This window comes from Microbispora sp. CL1-1, from assembly GCF_012034195.1.
GTDB lineage: Bacteria > Actinomycetota > Actinomycetes > Streptosporangiales > Streptosporangiaceae > Microbispora.
In genome coordinates this window covers 109,900-126,982 of record NZ_JAATEK010000002.1, presented here as the reverse complement: position 1 = coordinate 126,982, position 17,083 = coordinate 109,900, and the positions used below count along the sequence as shown (strand labels likewise).

At 73.4% G+C, this 17,083-nt stretch carries 12 protein-coding genes; 4 read left to right on the top strand and 8 right to left on the bottom strand.

Features of this window, described 5'->3' with window-relative positions; genetic code table 11:
* Nucleotides 1-136 precede the first annotated feature (136 nt).
* The 4 genes from HCK04_RS03025 to HCK04_RS03010 all read left to right on the top strand — a co-directional run bounded on the left by HCK04_RS03025 (nt 137) and on the right by HCK04_RS03010 (nt 5,041).
* The gene (locus tag HCK04_RS03025; protein ID WP_168065598.1) at nt 137-913 is read left to right on the top strand and encodes a YcnI family protein; all 777 of its coding nucleotides are present in this window, start codon (nt 137-139) and stop codon (nt 911-913) included.
* A gap of 272 nt (nt 914-1,185) precedes the next feature.
* A complete protein-coding gene (locus HCK04_RS03020; protein ID WP_142645338.1) occupies nt 1,186-2,358 on the top strand; it encodes a bifunctional glycosyltransferase family 2/GtrA family protein in 1,173 nt (390 codons plus the stop codon).
* Entirely contained in the window at nt 2,355-4,562 is a 2,208-nt protein-coding gene (locus HCK04_RS43355) for a glycosyltransferase family 39 protein (RefSeq protein ID WP_142645337.1), read from the top strand. The genes HCK04_RS03020 and HCK04_RS43355 overlap by 4 nt, the downstream gene beginning before the upstream one ends.
* Before the next feature lie 62 nt (nt 4,563-4,624).
* The gene (locus tag HCK04_RS03010; RefSeq protein WP_142645336.1) at nt 4,625-5,041 is read left to right on the top strand and encodes a ferritin-like domain-containing protein; all 417 of its coding nucleotides are present in this window, start codon (nt 4,625-4,627) and stop codon (nt 5,039-5,041) included.
* A gap of 182 nt (nt 5,042-5,223) precedes the next feature.
* On the opposite strand, the gene HCK04_RS03005 is transcribed toward HCK04_RS03010, so the two are convergent.
* From HCK04_RS03005 to HCK04_RS02965, 8 genes are all read right to left on the bottom strand, one after another.
* The gene (locus HCK04_RS03005; protein ID WP_142645335.1) at nt 5,224-6,069 is read right to left on the bottom strand and encodes a helix-turn-helix transcriptional regulator; all 846 of its coding nucleotides are present in this window, start codon (nt 6,067-6,069) and stop codon (nt 5,224-5,226) included.
* Nucleotides 6,070-6,136: 67 nt separating this feature from the next.
* Nucleotides 6,137-6,364, bottom strand: a complete 228-nt coding sequence (locus tag HCK04_RS03000; RefSeq protein WP_168065596.1) for a hypothetical protein — start codon at nt 6,362-6,364, stop codon at nt 6,137-6,139.
* A 40-nt stretch (nt 6,365-6,404) separates the two neighbouring features.
* A complete protein-coding gene (locus tag HCK04_RS02995) occupies nt 6,405-8,402 on the bottom strand; it encodes an acyclic terpene utilization AtuA family protein (RefSeq protein WP_142645333.1) in 1,998 nt (665 codons plus the stop codon).
* 79 nt (nt 8,403-8,481) lie between these two features.
* Complete coding sequence (locus HCK04_RS02990) at nt 8,482-9,282, bottom strand: enoyl-CoA hydratase-related protein (protein ID WP_185948908.1); 801 nt, start codon at nt 9,280-9,282, stop codon at nt 8,482-8,484.
* Nucleotides 9,279-11,750 (bottom strand): biotin carboxylase N-terminal domain-containing protein, encoded by a 2,472-nt coding sequence (locus HCK04_RS02985; protein ID WP_142645332.1) that lies wholly within the window; start codon nt 11,748-11,750, stop codon nt 9,279-9,281. The genes HCK04_RS02990 and HCK04_RS02985 overlap by 4 nt, the downstream gene beginning before the upstream one ends.
* 67 nt (nt 11,751-11,817) lie before the next feature.
* Nucleotides 11,818-13,416 carry a carboxyl transferase domain-containing protein gene (locus HCK04_RS02980; protein ID WP_142645331.1) on the bottom strand — a complete coding sequence of 533 codons (1,599 nt, stop codon included), beginning with the start codon at nt 13,414-13,416 and terminating at the stop codon, nt 11,818-11,820.
* Between the two features lie 168 nt (nt 13,417-13,584).
* Nucleotides 13,585-15,552, bottom strand: a complete 1,968-nt coding sequence (locus tag HCK04_RS40900; RefSeq protein WP_205829775.1) for a serine/threonine-protein kinase — start codon at nt 15,550-15,552, stop codon at nt 13,585-13,587.
* Nucleotides 15,553-15,602: 50 nt separating this feature from the next.
* Entirely contained in the window at nt 15,603-16,943 is a 1,341-nt protein-coding gene (locus HCK04_RS02965) for an FAD-linked oxidase C-terminal domain-containing protein (RefSeq protein WP_260617056.1), read from the bottom strand.
* Nucleotides 16,944-17,083 lie beyond the last annotated feature (140 nt).

Sequence of the window (17,083 nt, the reverse complement as noted above, 5' to 3'; positions counted from 1 at the left end):
ACTTCGGGCGGGTGTGGCGCCCGCGGCAACGGGCGTCGGCCCCGCGCACCCGGTCGCGGGCGGTGCGGCGGCTGCGCCGGCACGCCCCGGACCGGCCGCAGCCGCGTGCGGCACGGCGTCCCGTACGCCTCGCGGGATGCGGGTGCGGATGCGGGTGCGCGCGCTGCGCCGTACGGCACGCGGGCTGGTCGTCGCGACCGTGGCGGCCTGCCTGGTCGCCGTCCTGCCGGCGGCGGCGTTCGCGCATGTGAAGGTGACCGCGGACGCCGCGGTCCAGGGTGGCTATGCGGCGTTGACGTTCCGGGTCCCCAACGAGCGCGACGACGCGAGCACCACCAAGATCGAGGTGCGGCTCCCGACCGAGTTCCCGCTGGCCTCGGTCTCGGTGAAGCCGCACCCCGGCTGGTCGTACAAGATCGAGAAGACGACTCTGGCCACGCCGATCGAGTCGCACGGCACGAAGATCGGCGAGGTGACCTCGAAGATCACCTGGACCGCGTCGGATGAGGACTCGGGGATCAAGCCGGGTGAGTACGACGAGTTCTCGGTGAGCGCCGGGCCGCTGCCGGAGACCGACCGGCTGACGTTCAAGACGCTCCAGCACTACAGCGACGGCGAAGTGGTGCGCTGGATCCAGGAGAGCTCGGGAGACGACGAGGCGGAGCGGCCCGCGCCGGTGCTCGATCTCACCGCCAAGGGGGCCGCCGCGCCCGGCTCGGCGGCTGGCGCGGCCCCGGCCGCCGGAACCGAGGCGGCGGCCGGAGCGGAGGCGGCGGCCGGAGCGGAGGCGGCCGCGCCGGAGTCCGGCTCGGACGCGGGGGTGGCGTGGGCGATCGGGCTGTCCGCGGCCTCGCTGGTGATCTGCCTGGGATGCGTTGTGGCGCCCGCCCTGCACCGACGCCGGACAGGCTAGGCGGATGGGCCGGACGAGCCGCGCCCGGAGCCCGCGCAGAGTGCCGCTGTGAGCCGCTGACAGTCGGCCGGGTGGCGGCCTGCGTCGGGACCGCCACCGGCGCAATTCATGTGGCCTTAATGAACGGCTCAGAGCGGTCCCATTCCGGCTCGCGAGCGTGGGCCCATGAGCGAGCGAAGCGAGCGAATCGACAGGCACGGCGCGACTCACGCCGGTGCCACCGGCCTGCCCCCGGTGCGACGCCACTCCCGGCCGTCGGGCGAGGGGACGGCATGAGCACGACGACGGTTTCCGGGCCGGCGGCGGGGGCGTCCCGCAGGACCCGCCTGGTCGAGGTCGTCGTTCCCGTGCACAACGAGGAGCGCGTCCTGGCCGCGAGCGTGGAGCGACTGCACGCCTACCTGAGCGGCGACTTCCCGTACGGCTTCCGCGTGACGATCGCCGACAACGCGAGCACGGACGGCACGTGGACGATCGCCCGGCGGCTGGCCCACGAGCTGCCGGGAGTGCGGGCCGTCCACCTCGACCAGAAGGGCCGGGGCCGGGCGCTGCGGCGGGTGTGGGAGTCCAGCGAGGCCGACGTGGTCGGCTACATGGACGTGGACCTGTCGACTGACCTCGACGCGTTCCTTCCCCTGATCGCACCGTTGATGACCGGCCACAGCGACCTGGCCATCGGGACCCGCCTGTCCCCCTGGTCCAACGTCGTGCGCGGCCCGAAGCGCGAGATCATCTCCAGGGCCTACAACCTGCTGCTGCGCTCGCTCATGGGAGCGCGCTTCTCCGACGCGCAGTGCGGGTTCAAGGCGGCCCGCACCGAGATCGTGCAGGCCCTGCTGCCGACTGTGCAGGACGAGGCGTGGTTCTTCGACACCGAGCTGCTGCTGCTGGCCGAGCAGCACGGGCTGCGCATCCACGAGGTGCCGGTCGACTGGGTTGACGACCCCGACAGCCGGGTGGACATCGTCAGGACGGCGGTCGACGACCTCAAGGGCATGGTGCGGGTCGCTCGGGGGAGTCTCGCGGCCCCGGCAGCCCCGCCGTCCCGGGCGTCGGCGCGCACGCAGATCCCCGCCTTCACGGTGATCGGGGCGATCAGCACGGTGGCATACCTGGCGCTGTTCTGGATGCTGCGCTCGGTGCTGCCGCCGGTGGCGGCCAACGCCGTCGCGCTGTTCGTCACCGCCGTCGCCAACACCGCGGCCAACCGCCGCTTCACCTTCGGCGTACGGGGGCGGGCGGGGGCGCTGCGGCACCACCTCGGCGGGCTCGTCGCCTTCGTCGCCGGGCTCGCGCTGACCAGCGCGGGGCTGGTCACGCTGCCCGACGGCGCGCCACGGGCGGCCGAGCTGGCCGCCGTCGTCGTGGCGAACGGCCTGGCCACCCTGCTGCGCTTCCTGCTCCTGCGCACCTGGGTCTTCGCGCCCCGGAAGGACTTCCGATGACCCTCCTCGCCTCCGCGGCGTCGATCGGTCACCGGGCCCCGGCGGACCGTGTGACCCCCGCCCTGCGCTGGGGGAGGTGGGCAGTCCTCGTGCTCGCGGCCGTGCTCTACACGTGGGCGCTCGGCCGCAACGGGTACGCCAACGACTACTACGCCGCCGCGATCTACTCCGGCACGAAGAGCTGGAAGGCGTTCTTCTTCGGCGCACTGGACGCCGGGTCGTACATCACGGTCGACAAGCCGCCCCTCGCGCTGTGGGTGATGGGCCTGTCGGCCCGGATCTTCGGGTTCGGCACGTGGAGCATGCTGCTGCCGCAGGCGGCGGCCGGGGTGGCGTCGGTCGCCCTGGTGCACTCCGCCGTACGGCGGGCGCTGCGAGGGCTGGACGCCCGTGCGGCCGGGGCCGCGGCCCTGCTGGCGGCCCTCGTCATGACGCTGACGCCCATCACCGTGGCCATCAACAGGGACAACAACCCCGACACCGTGCTGGTGCTGCTGCTGGTCGCGGCCGGATGGCTCTGCCTGGAGGCGATCCGCACCGGGCGGCTGCGCACGCTGCTGGGCACCGCCGTGCTGGTGGGCCTCGCCTTCAACACCAAGATGCTCCAGGCCTACCTCGTGCTGCCGGCGTTCGCGCTGACCTACCTCTACGCCGCGCCGGGGGCGTTCGTACGCCGGCTCGGCCGTCTGCCGGCCGCCGGAGCGGTCCTCGTGGTCACCAGCGCGTGGTGGATGGTCGTGGTGGACCGGTGGCCCGCGTCGTCGCGGCCGTACGTCGGCGGCAGCACGGACAACACCGTCTGGGACCTGGTCATCGGCTACAACGGCCTGGGCCGGATCTTCGGCGGCGAGGGCGACGGCGGCGGCCGGGGCAGGCTTCCCGCCGGTGTCCCGGAAGGCGTGACACGTGCCTTCGGCGGCGGTCCCGGTGGTCCCGGCGGTGGCGGCGGCTTCGGCGGCGCGTCCGGCGCGGGCAGGTTGTTCAACGACGTCATGGCCGGGCAGATCTCGTGGCTGCTCCCGTTCGCCGTGGTCGCCCTCGTCTGCGGCCTCGTCCTGGTCGCCGGATCGGCCTTCGGCCCGGCCGTCAGTCCGGCCGTCAGTCCGGCCGGGGGTCCGGCGAGGGACGCAGTGAGGGACACAGTGAGGGACACGGTACGCGCGTCGCTGCTGGTGTGGGGCGGCTGGCTGCTCGTGCACTACGCCGTCTTCAGCTTCTCCAGCGGCACCTTCCACCCGTACTACACGACCGCGATGGCCCCGGCGGTCGCCGCGCTGACCGGCATCGGCGGGGTGCTGATGTGGCGGGCGGCCCGCGCCTCGGCCGCCTGGCGGCTTGTCCTGGCCGCCGCGATCGCCGTGACCGGGGCCTGGTCGTTCGTCGTGCTGCGCCGTACGCCGGAGTTCGTGCCGTGGCTCGCCTGGGCCGTCGCGGGCGGCACGGCGGTCGCGGTGCTCGTCCTGGCGGGCACGGCGCTCGCGGGCCGCGGCACGGCGGGTGGCGGCCCGGCCGGGCGTGGGGGCCGGACGGCCGCGCGGGTCACGGCGGTGGCTCTCGCGGCGGCGGTCGCGGCCGGGCTGGCCGGTCCGGCGGCGTACGCGGTGACGCCGCTGGGCGCGGCGGTGAACGGCACCAACCCCACGGCGGGGCCGTCGCAAGGGTTCGGCCCCCGTGGAGGTCCCGGTGGCGGTCCCGGTGGCGGTCCTGGTGGCGGTCCTGGTGGCGGTCCCGGTGGCTTCGGTGGCCCCGCAGGCTTCGGCAGGTACGGCGGACCGGGTGAGGCCGTGCCCGGCGGAAACCGGCAGGGCGGGCCCGGCATGCGCGGGCCCGGTGGGCAGGTGGACGCCGCGATGGCGGCGTACCTGAAGCGGAACAAGGGGAGCGCCACCTGGCTGGTGGCGGTGGACAGCGCGCAGAGCGCGTCGTCGCTCATCCTGTCCACCGGCGAGCCGGTCATCGCGATGGGCGGGTTCACCGGCTCGGACCCGGCGATGAGCGTGGACAAGCTGCGCCGGTACGTGGCCGAGGGGAAGCTCAAGTACGTCCTGATCGGCGGCGGCTTCGGACGTGGCGCGAGCGCGGACGTCACCGCATGGGTGAAGGCGCACGGCACCCAGGTCGACCCCGCGGAGTACGGCGGCACGTCCACCGGCACGTCCGTCTTCGCGGACGGCGGCGGATCCTCGCTCTACAAGGTGGGCTGACGGCGTTCGGCGGCGTCCACGGCGGGTAGGTGGCGGGCCTTCCGACCGACGAGAGGACTCCCATGGACACGGATGGCTTCATCGCCCTGCTCAACGAGGACCTGGAGAGCGAGTATCGCTCGATCGTCCAGTATGTGCAGCACACGGCCACCATCAAGGGCGCGGAGTATCTGTCGATCATCGAGGAGCTCAGGCAGCACCTCGGTCAGGAGCTCGACCACGCGAGCACGCTGGCCGAGCAGATCGACTTCCTCGGCGGCGTCCCGAGCGTCCGCGTTCCCGAGGTGCCGGTGGCGACCGACGGCGCCGACGCCCTCCGCCTCGACCTGGAGCTGGAGCAGGAGCAGCTGCGCCGCTATCGCGAGCGCGTGGAGCAGGCCCAGGAGCTCGGCCTGAGCGATGTGGCCGAGGCGCTGCGCCCGCTGCTGCAGCAGACGCAGGACCACGTCATGGACCTGCAGACCGCCCTGGGGAAGTGACGGACGGCGGCACGCGGAGTGAGGCGGGACGTCGCGGCTCGGCCCTGGCCGCGACCTCCCGCGTCCGGGCGCCGACGCATGGGCGGCACGGTGGTGCCGCAAGGGCGTGCGGCCCGGTGGTACGGCCCGGTGGTACGGCACGGTCGTGCGTGCGGCACGTGGCATGAAGTCGTGCGGCGAGGTCAGCGCGGGCGGGCGTAGTCGTCGAGGGCGCGGACGATCAGCGCCCTCGCGTCGTCGTGGAAGACCGCCACCTTGCAGAACTCCTCGAACGTCTCCGCGTAGAAGGCGACGTCCTCGGCGTCGCGAAGCAGCAGGTCCCTGGTCATGGTCGCCACCCCGACCAGGCAGTCGTCGTAGATCCAGAACGAGTTCATCAGCGCGGACGGCAACTGCGCCTCGAACGGCAGCAGCCCGAACTCCACGTTCGGCAGCGTGGTCACCGCGATCAGCCGGTCGAGCTGGCCGCGCATCACGTCCGGCGGCGCGAGCCGGTACCGCAGAACCGCCTCCGGCATGACGAACCGGAACCGGCGCGTCGGGTCGTACAGGATCTCCTGGCGCCGCATGCGGACGCGGATCGCGTCGTCCACGTCGTCGGTGGGCTCGTGGACCCGCCTGACCTTGCCGAAGGTGTGCCTGGCGTACTCGGTGGTCTGCAGCAGGCCGATCACCACGCCCGGCTCGAACGCCCGGAACAGCCGGGTGCGCGCCTCCAGGTCGCGGACGTCATCCTGCAGCGCGGCCAGGCCGTTCCTGTTCCGCTGCCGCCAGGAGTCGTGCCGCTCCAGCAGGCCGGCCGCCTGCCGGATCAGGTCGTCGATGGTCTGCGGGTCGGCCTCCACGGCCTTTCCCCACGCGGCCACGTCGTCCTCGGTGGCGGTCTGGCGGGCGTTCTCGATGCGCGAGACCTTGGACGGCTGCCAGCGCAGGCGTTCGGCGAGATCCTTCCCGGACAGGCGGGCGTTCTCCCGCAACCGGCGTAGCTGGGCTCCCAGGTCCATGCGGGCCTGATGGAAACCGCTCATGCCCACCTCCGGCCGTGGTGCGGTTCAAGGTAGACCCGGCGCGCCGGATCATGCCAGAGGGAGGCCTTCAATCGTGATCGGGCAGGACCCGCCGGGCGATCTCCACGAGGAGCTCCCCCCGCACCTCGACCGCCGTCTCGACCGCCGTCTCCCCGTCGAGCACATGGCGCAGGCCGGCGCGGCCCTCGTGGTCCACGACCTCCCGGCCCTGGACGGCTATCGTGCCGCGGCCGGTCTCGTAGAGGGAGGGGCAGGCCCCCGCCTCCGAGGTGGAGCCGAGAAAGCGCAATCGCATGTCCTTCTCTCCCGATCGGCGGCGAACGGCGCAATCCTAGTCATAGCGGAATGGGCACGCATACAGCCCGAAGCCGCTCGCCGAGCGCCTTCGCCTGGGCGTCCAGGAGCGGGCTGGCCGCCACGCCCCGGCCCAGGAGCCCGTGGACGACGAAGTTCAGCGCGTGCAGGTTCGGGAGCGCGAACCGTTCGATCGGCAGGTCGCCGACCTCCGGCAGCAGCTCCCTGAGCCGCTTCACGGTCAGGAACGCCGCGAGCCACGGATAGCGCGCGGGATCGCGCACCCAGACGCCGAGGTTGGCGTCGCCGCCCTTGTCGCCCGAGCGGGCGCCGGCGACCCTGCCGAGCGGCATGACCGGCCCGGCCGCGAGATCCCCGGCGTACGGAGGAACGGTGTCGCCGGGCGTCTCACTGGGCGGCCCGCCCGCCTGCTCGCCCAGCAGCGGACCGGACGGAGGGGTGTGCGGCACCTCGACGCGGACTCCGTCCACGGTCACCACCGGGAGCACGGCCCGCGCGTCGGCCGACGAGGGCCAGTAGACCCCGTAGGGGGAGGCGTCGCCGGGCGGGGTCAGGCCGTAGAAGCCGGGATAGCTCGCCAGGCCGGTCTCCACCACGGCGGAGGAGAACGTCCGCCCCGCCTTGCGCGGATCGGAGTCCATGACCGTGATCCGCAACAGCGCGGTCGCGGCCGCGCCCACACCGTGTGTGGTCACGCTGCCCGTGCGGGGGCTGCCCTCATCTACGGCGCTTGTGCGCGGGTCGCCCGCACCCGCGCCGCCGGTGGTCATGCCACCCGTGCGGGGCTCGTCCGCACCCGCGCCGCCTTCGCCCGCGCCATCCGTGACGCTGCCGCCGGCACCGGCTGTGCCCGCGCCGCCCCTGGCCGGGTGTCCGCCGGTTTCCGGGCCGGGCGCGGCCGAGCCCGCGCCGTCCGCGCCGAGGGGAGTCAGCTCCACGTGGACCTGTTCGAACGACTCGCGGGGGACGCGCGCCCAGATCGCCTCCTGCGCGATGCGGGCTTTGGCGGCGATGTCGAGGCCGGTCAGCACGAGCGTCATCGTGTTGCGGTAGCCGCCGAGGTAGGTGACGGCGACCTTCAGCGTGTCCGGCGGGGGCTCGCCGCGCACGCCCGTGATCCTGACCCGGTCGGGGCACTCCTGCTCCAGCCGTATGGTGTCGAACCTGGCGGTCACGTCGGGCCCGAGATAGCGCGGCGAGGCGATCTCGTACAGCAGTTGCGCGGTCACGGTCCCGGTAGAGACCAGCCCGCCGGTGCCGGGGTGCTTGGTGATCACGCTCGATCCGTCGGCGTACAGCTCGGCGATGGGGAAGCCGCAGTGGGCGAGGTCGGGCACCTCCTCGAAGAAGGCGTAGTTGCCGCCGGTCGCCTGGCAGCCGCACTCGATCACGTGCCCGGCGACGACGGATCCGGCCAGCGCGTCGAGGTCGCCCGGATCCCAGCCGAACCACCACATGCCGGGCCCGGTGACCAGCGCCGCGTCGGTGACCCGCCCGGTCACGACGACATCCGCGCCGTGCTCCAGCGCCACGGCGATCGGCCGGCCGCCGAGGTAGGCGTTGGCGGTGAGCGGAGTCGCGCCCAGGGTCTCACCGGTGTCGATGTTGACCGGCGGCTCGGCGAGCGGCATGAGGTCGTCGCCGGTGACGTGGGCGACGGACGCGCGCAGCCCGAGCCGGTCGGCCAGGGCCGAGACCGCCTCCGCGCACCCGGCCGGGTCGAGGCCGCCCGCGTTGGCGACGACCTTGATGCCTCGGTCGAGGCAGGTGCCGAGGACCTGCTCCATCTGGGTCAGGAACGTACGCGCGTAGCCGGGGCGGCCCTTGAGCCGGTTGCCCGCGAGGATCGACATGGTGAGCTCGGCCAGCCAGTCGCCGGTCAGCACGTCGATCGGCCCGCCCTCGACCATCTCCTCGGCGGCCGACAGCCGGTCGCCGTAGAAGCCGCCGCAGTTCGCGACCCGGATCGGTCCCTGCCGCCCGGCCTGCGCCGTCGTAAGCCCGGCCTTCGATGTCATCCGCCCGCCTCCGGTGTTCTCCGCGCGGCTTTCGCGGGCATCTGCCGGGCCTTCGGCGTCATCGCCCCGGCCTGCGCCGTCATCGCCCGGCTTCCGGGGACGGCGCGTCGGCGGGAACCCAGGCGGCGGGCCGCTTCTCGGCGAAGGCCCGGATGCCCTCCTGCCCCTCCGCCGAGGTGAAGCGCTCCGCGGACAGCGCGGCCATCGCGCGGAACCCCTCCTCGACCGATAGTTGCGGCACCTCCCGCACGAGCCGCTTGGTGATCGCCAGCGCCTCCGGGCCGCCGCGCAGCAGCATGCCGGTGTAGTGGGCCACGGTCGCGTCCAGGTCCTCTTCGGGCACGGCCCGGGTCAGCAGGCCGATCTCCACCGCACGTCCGGCGCTGAAGACCTCGCCGGTGAGGAAATACTCGGCCGCGGCCCGGGGCTCCAGGCGGCGCAGGCAGGTGACCGCGATCATGGCGGGGACCACCCCGAGCCGCACCTCGGTGAAGGCGAACGAAGCGGTCGCCGGGGCGATGGCGAAGTCGCAGGCCGCCACCAGCCCGAGACCGCCCGCTCGTGCCGTGCCGTTCAGGCGGCACACGACCGGCTTCGGGCTCTCCCAGATCCGCAGCATGATGTCGGGAAACGACGCGGTGACCGGCGCCCCTCCGCCGCGCTGCTCCTTCAGGTCGGCGCCCGCGCAGAACACCGGTCCCGTGCCGGTCAGCACGATCACCCGTACGGCGGGCTCGTCGAGCGCCCAGGACAGGGCGTCGTCGAGCTGCCGCAGCAGCCGGGACGACAGGGCGTTGCGGTTGTGCGGGGAGTCGAGCGTGATCGTGGCCACGCCGCCCGCCTGCTCGCGGCGTACCAGCACGTCCTGGGGCTCGCTCACGGCTGCGTCGCCTCCCCGCCCCGATCAGCGTCGATCGGACTGCCGATCGGACTGGGGATCGGACTGCCGATCTCCGGGCCGCCCTGCGTGCCCGGACCGGCGCCCGTCTCGATGCCGGAGGGAACGCCCGTCCCCATGACCGGGCCGGTCGCCGTGCCCGGATGCCCGGCGGTGCCGAATGCCGGATGCGCACCGGTGTCCATTGCACGATGGCTTGCGGCGTCCGTCTCCGGTGGCGCGCCCGTCGCCGAGAACGTCTCCGGTCTCGCCTCCGGGCTCGACTCTGGCCTCGTCTCCGGGAGGCTTTCCGCGCCGGGACGTTCGCCGAGGTCCGGATCCGGGCCCGCATCCATCACGGGGTCGGTCACCCCACCGATCACCGGGCCGGTCGCCGCCCCTGTGTCCGCCCCTGTGTCCGCCCCTGAATCCGTCCCTGTCTCTGTCCCTGTCCCTGCCTCTGGGCCCGGCTCTGCCGGGGGAGCCTCCGTCCGCGGGCCGCCGTCCGGTTCCTGCGGCGGCGACGGCTCGATCACGGCGAGAGGCACGCCCGCCTCGACCTGCGTGCCCGGCGTCACGTGCAGTGCGGCCACCGTGCCCGAGGCGGGAGACACGATCAGGTGCTCCATCTTCATCGCCTCCAGCACGACCACCGGCTGCCCGGTCTCGACCACGTCGCCGGGCTTGACCTCGACGCGCAGGACCGTACCCGGCATGGGGGCGGGCAGCGCCCCCGGCGTCACGCTCGCGGCCGGTTGCGGCAGCCGCTCGACCGGGGTGAGCCGCACCGGTCCGAGCGGGGAGTCGACATGCACCACACCGGGGTGCGCCCCGGGGTAGGCGGCCACCTCGAAGGTGCGCCGCAGGCCCGTGGTCTCCAGCACCACCCGGCCGGGTTCCGCCGCCACGAGCGTGACGTCATCGAAGCCCTCGGCCCGCAGCCCGTCCCTGGTCAGCCGGTAGGCGACTTCCAGCCGCCCGCCGTCCTCGGCGTCGAACGCCACACGTTGCGGCTGGGAGGGAACGTTGCGCCAGCCGCTCGGCAGCCCGCCCAGCACGCCGTCGCGGCGGGCGGCGGCGCGGTTGGCCGCCGCTCCGGCGAGCGCCGCCGCGAGCGCCGACAGCCGTACGGCCTCGGGACCGGCGAGCGGGGCCGGTGCGGGATGCCGGTCGAGGAAACCGGTGTCGAGCGCCCCGGACAGGAAGTCCGGGTGCCGCAGCACTCCCACGAGCAGGTCGCGGTTGGTCGTCAGCCCGTGGATGCGCGCCCGCGCGAGCACGTCCGCCAGCCGCCGGGCAGCTTCCGCCCGGTCGCGGCCGTACGAGACGACCTTGGCGAGCATCGGGTCGTAGTGGACGCCCACCTCGGTGCCGGACGTCACGCCCGAGTCGAGCCGCAGCCGCGCCTCGTGCCCGAACTCGCCGTCCACGCCGGGGATCTCGAAACGGCGCAGCACGCCGCTCTGCGGGCGGCCCTCGGAGTCCTCCGCGTACAGGCGGGCCTCGATCGCGTGACCGACCGGGCTCGGCGGCAGCGCGGCGAGGTGGGCGCCCTCGGCGACCTCGATCTGCAGCCGGACCAGGTCGACCCCGTAGACGCTCTCGGTGACCGGGTGCTCCACCTGGAGGCGGGTGTTCATCTCCAGGAAGAAGAAGCCCTCGTCGGACAGCAGGAACTCGACGGTGCCCGCGCCCTGGTAGCCGATCGCGCGGGCGGCCCGGATCGCCGTGTCGCTCAGCTCGCGGCGCAGCTCGGGGGTGACCGCGGGGGAGGGAGCCTCCTCGATCACCTTCTGGTGGCGGCGCTGGATCGAGCACTCGCGCTCGCCGAGCGCCCAGACCGTGCCGTGGGCGTCGGCGAGGATCTGCACCTCGATGTGGCGGGCGCCCTCCAGCAGGGGCTCGGCGAACAGCGTGCCGTCGCCGAAGGCCGACAGCGCCTCCCGCCGGGCCGACTCGACGGCCCCGGCGAGGCCGGCCGGATCGCGCACCACCCGCATGCCGCGCCCGCCGCCGCCCGCCGACGCCTTGACCAGCACGGGACCGGTCAGCTCCACGGGGGCGTCCGGGGAGAGCGGGATGGTCGGCAGGACCGGCACCCCGGCCTCCTCCATCAGCGCCTTCGCCTCGATCTTCTTGCCCATCGCGGCGACGGCCTCGGGGGAGGGGCCGATCCAGGTCAGCCCGGCCTCCAGCACGGCGCGGGCGAAACCGGCGTTCTCCGACAAAAAGCCATAGCCGGGATGGATCGCGTCGGCGCCCGACCTGCGGGCCGCCTCGACGATCCGCTCCGGGTCGAGGTACGCCAGGGGCGCGCCCAGCCGTACGGCCTGGTCGGCCTCGGCGGTGTGCGGGGCGGACGCGTCGGCGTCGGTGAAGACGGCGACGGTCTCGATTCCCAGCTCGCGGCAGGTGCGGAAGACCCGGCGGGCGATCTCCCCGCGGTTCGCGACCAGCAGTCGCCCGATCATGACCCCTCACCCCCGTCGATCTTCATGAGCATGGTGCCGATGAGCATGGTGCCAGTGAGCATGCCGGTCACATCCGGAAGACGCCGTAGCCGGCCCGGCCCGGGTCCGGTGCCCCCGCCACCGCCGACAGGCACAGCCCGAGCACCGTACGGGTGTCGCGGGGGTCGATGACCCCGTCGTCGTACAGGCGGCCGGACAGGAAGAACGCCGCCGACTCCGACTCGATCTGCGCCTCGACCGCGGCGCGCATCGCCGCGTCGGCCTCCTCGTCGTACGCCTGCCCCCGCGCCTGCGCGGCGGCCCGGCCCACGATCGACATGACGCCCGCGAGCTGGGCCGGGCCCATGACGGCCGACTTCGCGCTCGGCCAGCTGAACAGGAAGCGGGGGTCGTAGGCCCGCCCGCACATGCCATAGTTGCCCGCGCCGTAGGAGGCGCCCATGACGATTGTGATGTGCGGCACGGTCGAGTTGGCCACCGCGTTGATCATCAGTGCGCCGTGCTTGATGATGCCGCTCTGCTCGTAGTCCCTGCCGACCATGTACCCCGTGGTGTTCTGCAGGAAGACCAACGGCGTGCGCGTCTGGTTCGCGAGCTGGATGAACTGGGCCGCCTTCTGCGACTCCGCGCCGAACAGCACGCTGCTGGCGTTGGCGAGGACCCCGACCGGGTGGCCGTGGACGCTCGCCCACCCGGTGACCAGGCTCGGCCCGTAGAGCGGCTTGAACTCGTCGAAGTCGCTGCCGTCCACCACCCGGGCCAGGACCTCGCGGGGGTCGAAGGGGACCTTCAGGTCCTCCGGCACGATCCCCAGCAGCTCGTCCTCGTCGTACAGCGGCTCCGCGTAACCGGACGCGGGAACGTTCCCGGCCTTGCGCCAGTTGAGCCGCCGCACGATGCGGCGGCCGATCCGCAGCGCGTCGAACTCGTCGGCGGCGAGATGGTCGGCCAGCCCGGAGGTCCGCGCGTGCATCTCCGCGCCGCCCAGCGACTCGTCGTCGGACTCCTCGCCGGTGGCCATCTTCACCAGCGGCGGGCCGCCGAGGAACACCTTGGCCCGCTCCCGCACCATGACGACGTGGTCGCTCAGGCCCGGCACGTACGCGCCGCCCGCGGTGGCGTTGCCGAAGACCAGCGTGATCGTCGGGATCCCCTCGGCCGACAGCCGGGTGAGGTCGCGGAACACCTGGCCGCCGGGGATGAAGATGTCCTTCTGCGACGGCAGGTCCGCGCCGCCCGACTCCACCAGGTTCACGTACGGCATGCGGTTGCGCAGCGCGATCTCGGCGGCGCGCAGGGTCTTGCGCAGCGTCCAGGGATTGGACGCGCCGCCGCGCACGGTCGGGTCGTTGGCGGTGATGACGCACTCGACGCCCTCGATCACCCCGATGCCGGTGACGACGCTCGCGCCGACGGGATACTCGGTGCCCCAGGCCGCCAGCGGCGACAGCTCCAGGAACGGCGAGTCGGGGTCGACGAGCAGTTCGATGCGCTCGCGGGGGAGCAGCTTGCCGCGCTCCCGGTGCCGTTCGACATATTTGGGCCCGCCTCCGGCGACGGCCTTGGCGTGCTCGGCCTCCAGCTCGGCGAGCTTCGCCAGCATGGCCTCGCGCCGCGTGCCGTACTCGCCGCTGGAGGTCTCCAGCCGGCTCACGAGCACCGTCATCGCACCACCGAACCGAGTTCTGTCACCTGATGATCCTCCGTGGTGAGCCGCCGTCACGTCAACGGGCCGGGCCCGGCCTCCTGCCCGGCCCCGGTGGCTTCGGGACCAGGCCGTGTGGGTTCGGGATCAAGCCCTGTGGTTCCGGGATCAAGCCCTGTGGTTCCGGGATCAGGAGCAGTGCGACCACGCGCTGCTCCAGGAGGCGCTGCCGTAGCCGCCGCCCCAGATGACGCACTTGCTCTTCGCGGCCAGCCGGATCGGGCCGGCATACGTCGTGTAGCTGCCGGAGTCGCTGTTGGACGACCCGTTCTGGACCTTCAGCACCGCGCTCATCTTGATCTTCCCGGGCACGACGTACTTCGACATCGTGATCACACAGTTGTAGCCGTTGGACGCGTTGTAGAGCAGGTATGTCGTCGCCGAGCCGAAGGAGTGCGAGTCGATGACGCTGTAGCCGCTCCCGCACACGCCCGCGGCGGTGTACGGGTTGGGCTTGGGCGCCGCGGTGGTCTTCGCCGCGGTCGGCTTGGGTGCGGCGGTGGTCTTCGTCGCGGTGGGCTTGGGTGCGGCGGTGGTCTTCGCCGGGGCCGGGGTGGTCTGCGCGGGCAGCGGGTTGGTCTGCGTCGGTGTGGTGGCCTTGTGGGTGGGCTTGGCCTGGGCCCGTGCCGTGCGGGAGGGCGACGGCCGCGCCTGGCGGGTGCGCGCCGGGGTGGCGCCCGGCTTCGGCGCCACGGTCTGCCGGTGTGCCGAGGGGCTCGGCGAGGGCTTCCCGCCCTTCGGCCGCGCGGGTTCGGTGACCAGCTCGGACGGCTGCGGGAGGGGCACCTCGACGTCCTGGGACTCGATCACCGCGGGCGTCGCGGTGGGGCCGAGGGCGTCCTCGGACGAGATCTGCTTGGCGGACACCCACGTCGGCACGAGGAAGGCCGCCGCCGCGAGGGCCGACACGCCGACCGCGGCCGCCGTCCACGTCAGCACGGGCCGCCGCGTGGGAGATCCGGGCGGCGTGGGCGCTCCGGCACCCCGCGGCCCGGCAGCGGGCGCGTGAGGTCCGGGCGCCTGCGGTGCCTGTGGTCCGGGTGCATGCCCGGGTGCCTGTGGTCCGGGTGCCTGCGGCCCCGGCCCCTGCGCCCCGGCCGGCTGCGGTGCCTGCGGTGCCTGTGGTCCGGGTGCCTGTGGCCCCGGCGCGTGGGGTCCGGGTGCCGGTGCGGGGCCGTGCGGTCCCGGTATGGGGGCGTGCGGTGCGGCGGCCTGCGGTCCCGCCGGGGGCGCCTGCGGCCCGGTCGCGTAGGGTCCCGGCGCCTGCGGTGCGGCGGCCTGCCGTACGGGAACGGTGGGCTGTCCGGTGAGCCGCGCGACCACGTCCTCGGCCGAGGGACGCAGCGCGGGGTCCTTCGACAGGCACGCGGCGACGATGTCGCGCAGGGGTGCCGCGAGGTCGCCCAGGTCGGGCGGCGTGTTCAGGATCCGGGTGATCACCGAGGGGATCGAGTCCGCGCCGAAGGCGGGCCTGCCGGTGGCGGCGAACACCATCGTGACGCCCCAGGCGAACATGTCGGCGGACGCGCCCGCGGTGCCGCCGGAGAGCACCTCGGGGGCCAGGTAGGCGGGCGTGCCGATGGACGCGCCGGTCGCGGTTGACTGGGGCGAGTCGGGCGCCCTGGCCACCCCGAAGTCGATGACGACCGGGCCCTCGGGCCCCATCAGGACGTTGGCCGGCTTGAAGTCGCGATGGGTGATGCCCGCCCGGTGGATGGCGGCCAGCGCCGTCGCCGTGCTGATGGCGAGCCGTTCGAGCGCGGCGCCCCGGCGCGGCCCCTCCCGGTCGACGAGCTGCCGCAGCGAGGGCCCGGACACGAACTCGCTGACGATGAACGGCTGATTGCCGGCGAGGTCGGCGTACAGCACAGGGGCAGTGCAGAAGGGCGCGACCCGCTGCGCCAGCGCGACCTCGCGCAGGAACCGCTCCCGCGCCTCCGGATCGGCCGTCAGACGGGTGTGCAGCAACTTGACCGCGACCTGCTCGCCCGCCGGCCCGCGCCCGAGGAAGACGACTCCCTGGCCGCCTTCACCGAGCCGGTCGACGAGCGTGAACGGGCCCAGGCGGTCGGGATCCCCAGCCTCTAACGCCACCATCGCCCCCGATTACCACGCAACCTGACAATGGCACCAAACGCTACCAGTGGTCAGATGGCCTTACCGGGGTTGAGGATGTTCAAAGGGTCGAACACCTGCTTGATGCCCTGGTGCAGTTCGGCGGCCACCGGGCCGGTTTCGAGGCCGAGCCAGCGCTTTTTCAGCAGGCCGACGCCGTGTTCGCCGGTGAGCGTGCCGCCGAGGTCGAGCGCGGCGCGGAAGACCTCGTCGGCGGCGGCCCACACCTCTTCCGGCGGCTCGGCGAGGCCGCGGTCGAATATGAACACCGGGTGCACGTTGCCGTCCCCCGCGTGGGCGACCGTCGCGATCAGCACGCCGTGCCGTGCCGCGGCCTCCTCGATCGCGGTGATCATCTCGGGGAGCACCGAGCGGGGCACGCACACGTCCTCCACGAGGCACTGGCCCAGCCGCTCCTTGGCGTGGTAGGCCAGGCGCCTGACGCCGATCAGCTCGGCGGCCTCCTCCGGCGTGGACGACACCGCCACGAACGACGCGGCGCCGCACAGCGCGGCCATCTCGTCCGCCGAGCCCTCGGCCTGGGCGATGAGCATCGCCCTGGTGGACGGCTCAAGCCCGATGTTCTTCCAGTCGTCGATGGCCTGCAGCGTCGTGCGGTCCATGAGTTCGAGCATCGACGGCCGGCAGCCCGCGGCGACGATCGCCGAGACGGCCGCCGCGGCGTCGCGCAGCGAGGTGAACTCGGCGGCGATCGTGGCCAGCTCGCCCGGGGCCCGCCGCAGCCGCACGGTCGCGGCCGTGATCACGCCGAGCGTGCCCTCCGAGCCGACGAACAGGCCGGTCAGGTCATATCCGGCCACGCCCTTCATCGTGCGGCGGCCGGTGTTCAGCACCCGCCCGTCCGCCAGCACGACCTCGAGCCCGAGCGTCGAGTCGCGGGTCACGCCGTATTTCACGCACCGCAGCCCGCCCGCGTTGGTCGCCAGGTTGCCGCCGATGGTCGAGATCTCGTACGACGAGGGGTCGGGGGCGTACATCAGGCCGTGCTCGCGGGCCGCCCGGTCGAGGTCGGCGGTGATGACGCCGGGCTCCACGACCGCGATCTCGTCCTGCGGCGACAGCTCGCGGATCGCGGTCATCCGGGCGAGCGACAGGACGACGCAGCCGTCGACGGCCGTCGCCCCGCCGGCGAGCCCGGTGCCCGCGCCGCGCGGGACCACCGGCACGCGGTGCTCGGTCGCCCAGCGCATCGTGGCCACGACGTCGTCGCGGGACCGCGCGAGCACCACGCCGAGCGGCCTGCCCGGCGGCACGAAGGTGCGGTCCCTGGCGTACGAGTCGACGACGTCGGGATCGGTGAGGACTCGCCCGTCCGGCAGCGCCGCGGCGAGCGCGGAAGTCAGCTCGTTCACGTCTGGACTTTACGGCACTGTTCGGTATCAGGTCCCATCCGGAATTATTAACGGTTTTCGGTACAGATCACATTTTGACAACCATGCCGGATCGCTCTTTACCCGGCCTTTACCCCCTCGTTTAAGGTCCCGCATGCGCG

Coding starts and splice junctions, on each gene's coding strand:
- HCK04_RS03025 (WP_168065598.1), top strand. CDS start 137: ATGCGGGTGCGGATGCGGGTGCGCGCGCTGCGCCGTACGGCACGCGGG.
- HCK04_RS03020 (WP_142645338.1), top strand. CDS start 1,186: ATGAGCACGACGACGGTTTCCGGGCCGGCGGCGGGGGCGTCCCGCAGG.
- HCK04_RS43355 (WP_142645337.1), top strand. CDS start 2,355: ATGACCCTCCTCGCCTCCGCGGCGTCGATCGGTCACCGGGCCCCGGCG.
- HCK04_RS03010 (WP_142645336.1), top strand. CDS start 4,625: ATGGACACGGATGGCTTCATCGCCCTGCTCAACGAGGACCTGGAGAGC.
- HCK04_RS03005 (WP_142645335.1), bottom strand. CDS start 6,069: ATGAGCGGTTTCCATCAGGCCCGCATGGACCTGGGAGCCCAGCTACGC.
- HCK04_RS03000 (WP_168065596.1), bottom strand. CDS start 6,364: ATGCGATTGCGCTTTCTCGGCTCCACCTCGGAGGCGGGGGCCTGCCCC.
- HCK04_RS02995 (WP_142645333.1), bottom strand. CDS start 8,402: ATGACATCGAAGGCCGGGCTTACGACGGCGCAGGCCGGGCGGCAGGGA.
- HCK04_RS02985 (WP_142645332.1), bottom strand. CDS start 11,750: ATGATCGGGCGACTGCTGGTCGCGAACCGCGGGGAGATCGCCCGCCGG.
- HCK04_RS02980 (WP_142645331.1), bottom strand. CDS start 13,416: ATGACGGTGCTCGTGAGCCGGCTGGAGACCTCCAGCGGCGAGTACGGC.
- HCK04_RS40900 (WP_205829775.1), bottom strand. CDS start 15,552: ATGGTGGCGTTAGAGGCTGGGGATCCCGACCGCCTGGGCCCGTTCACG.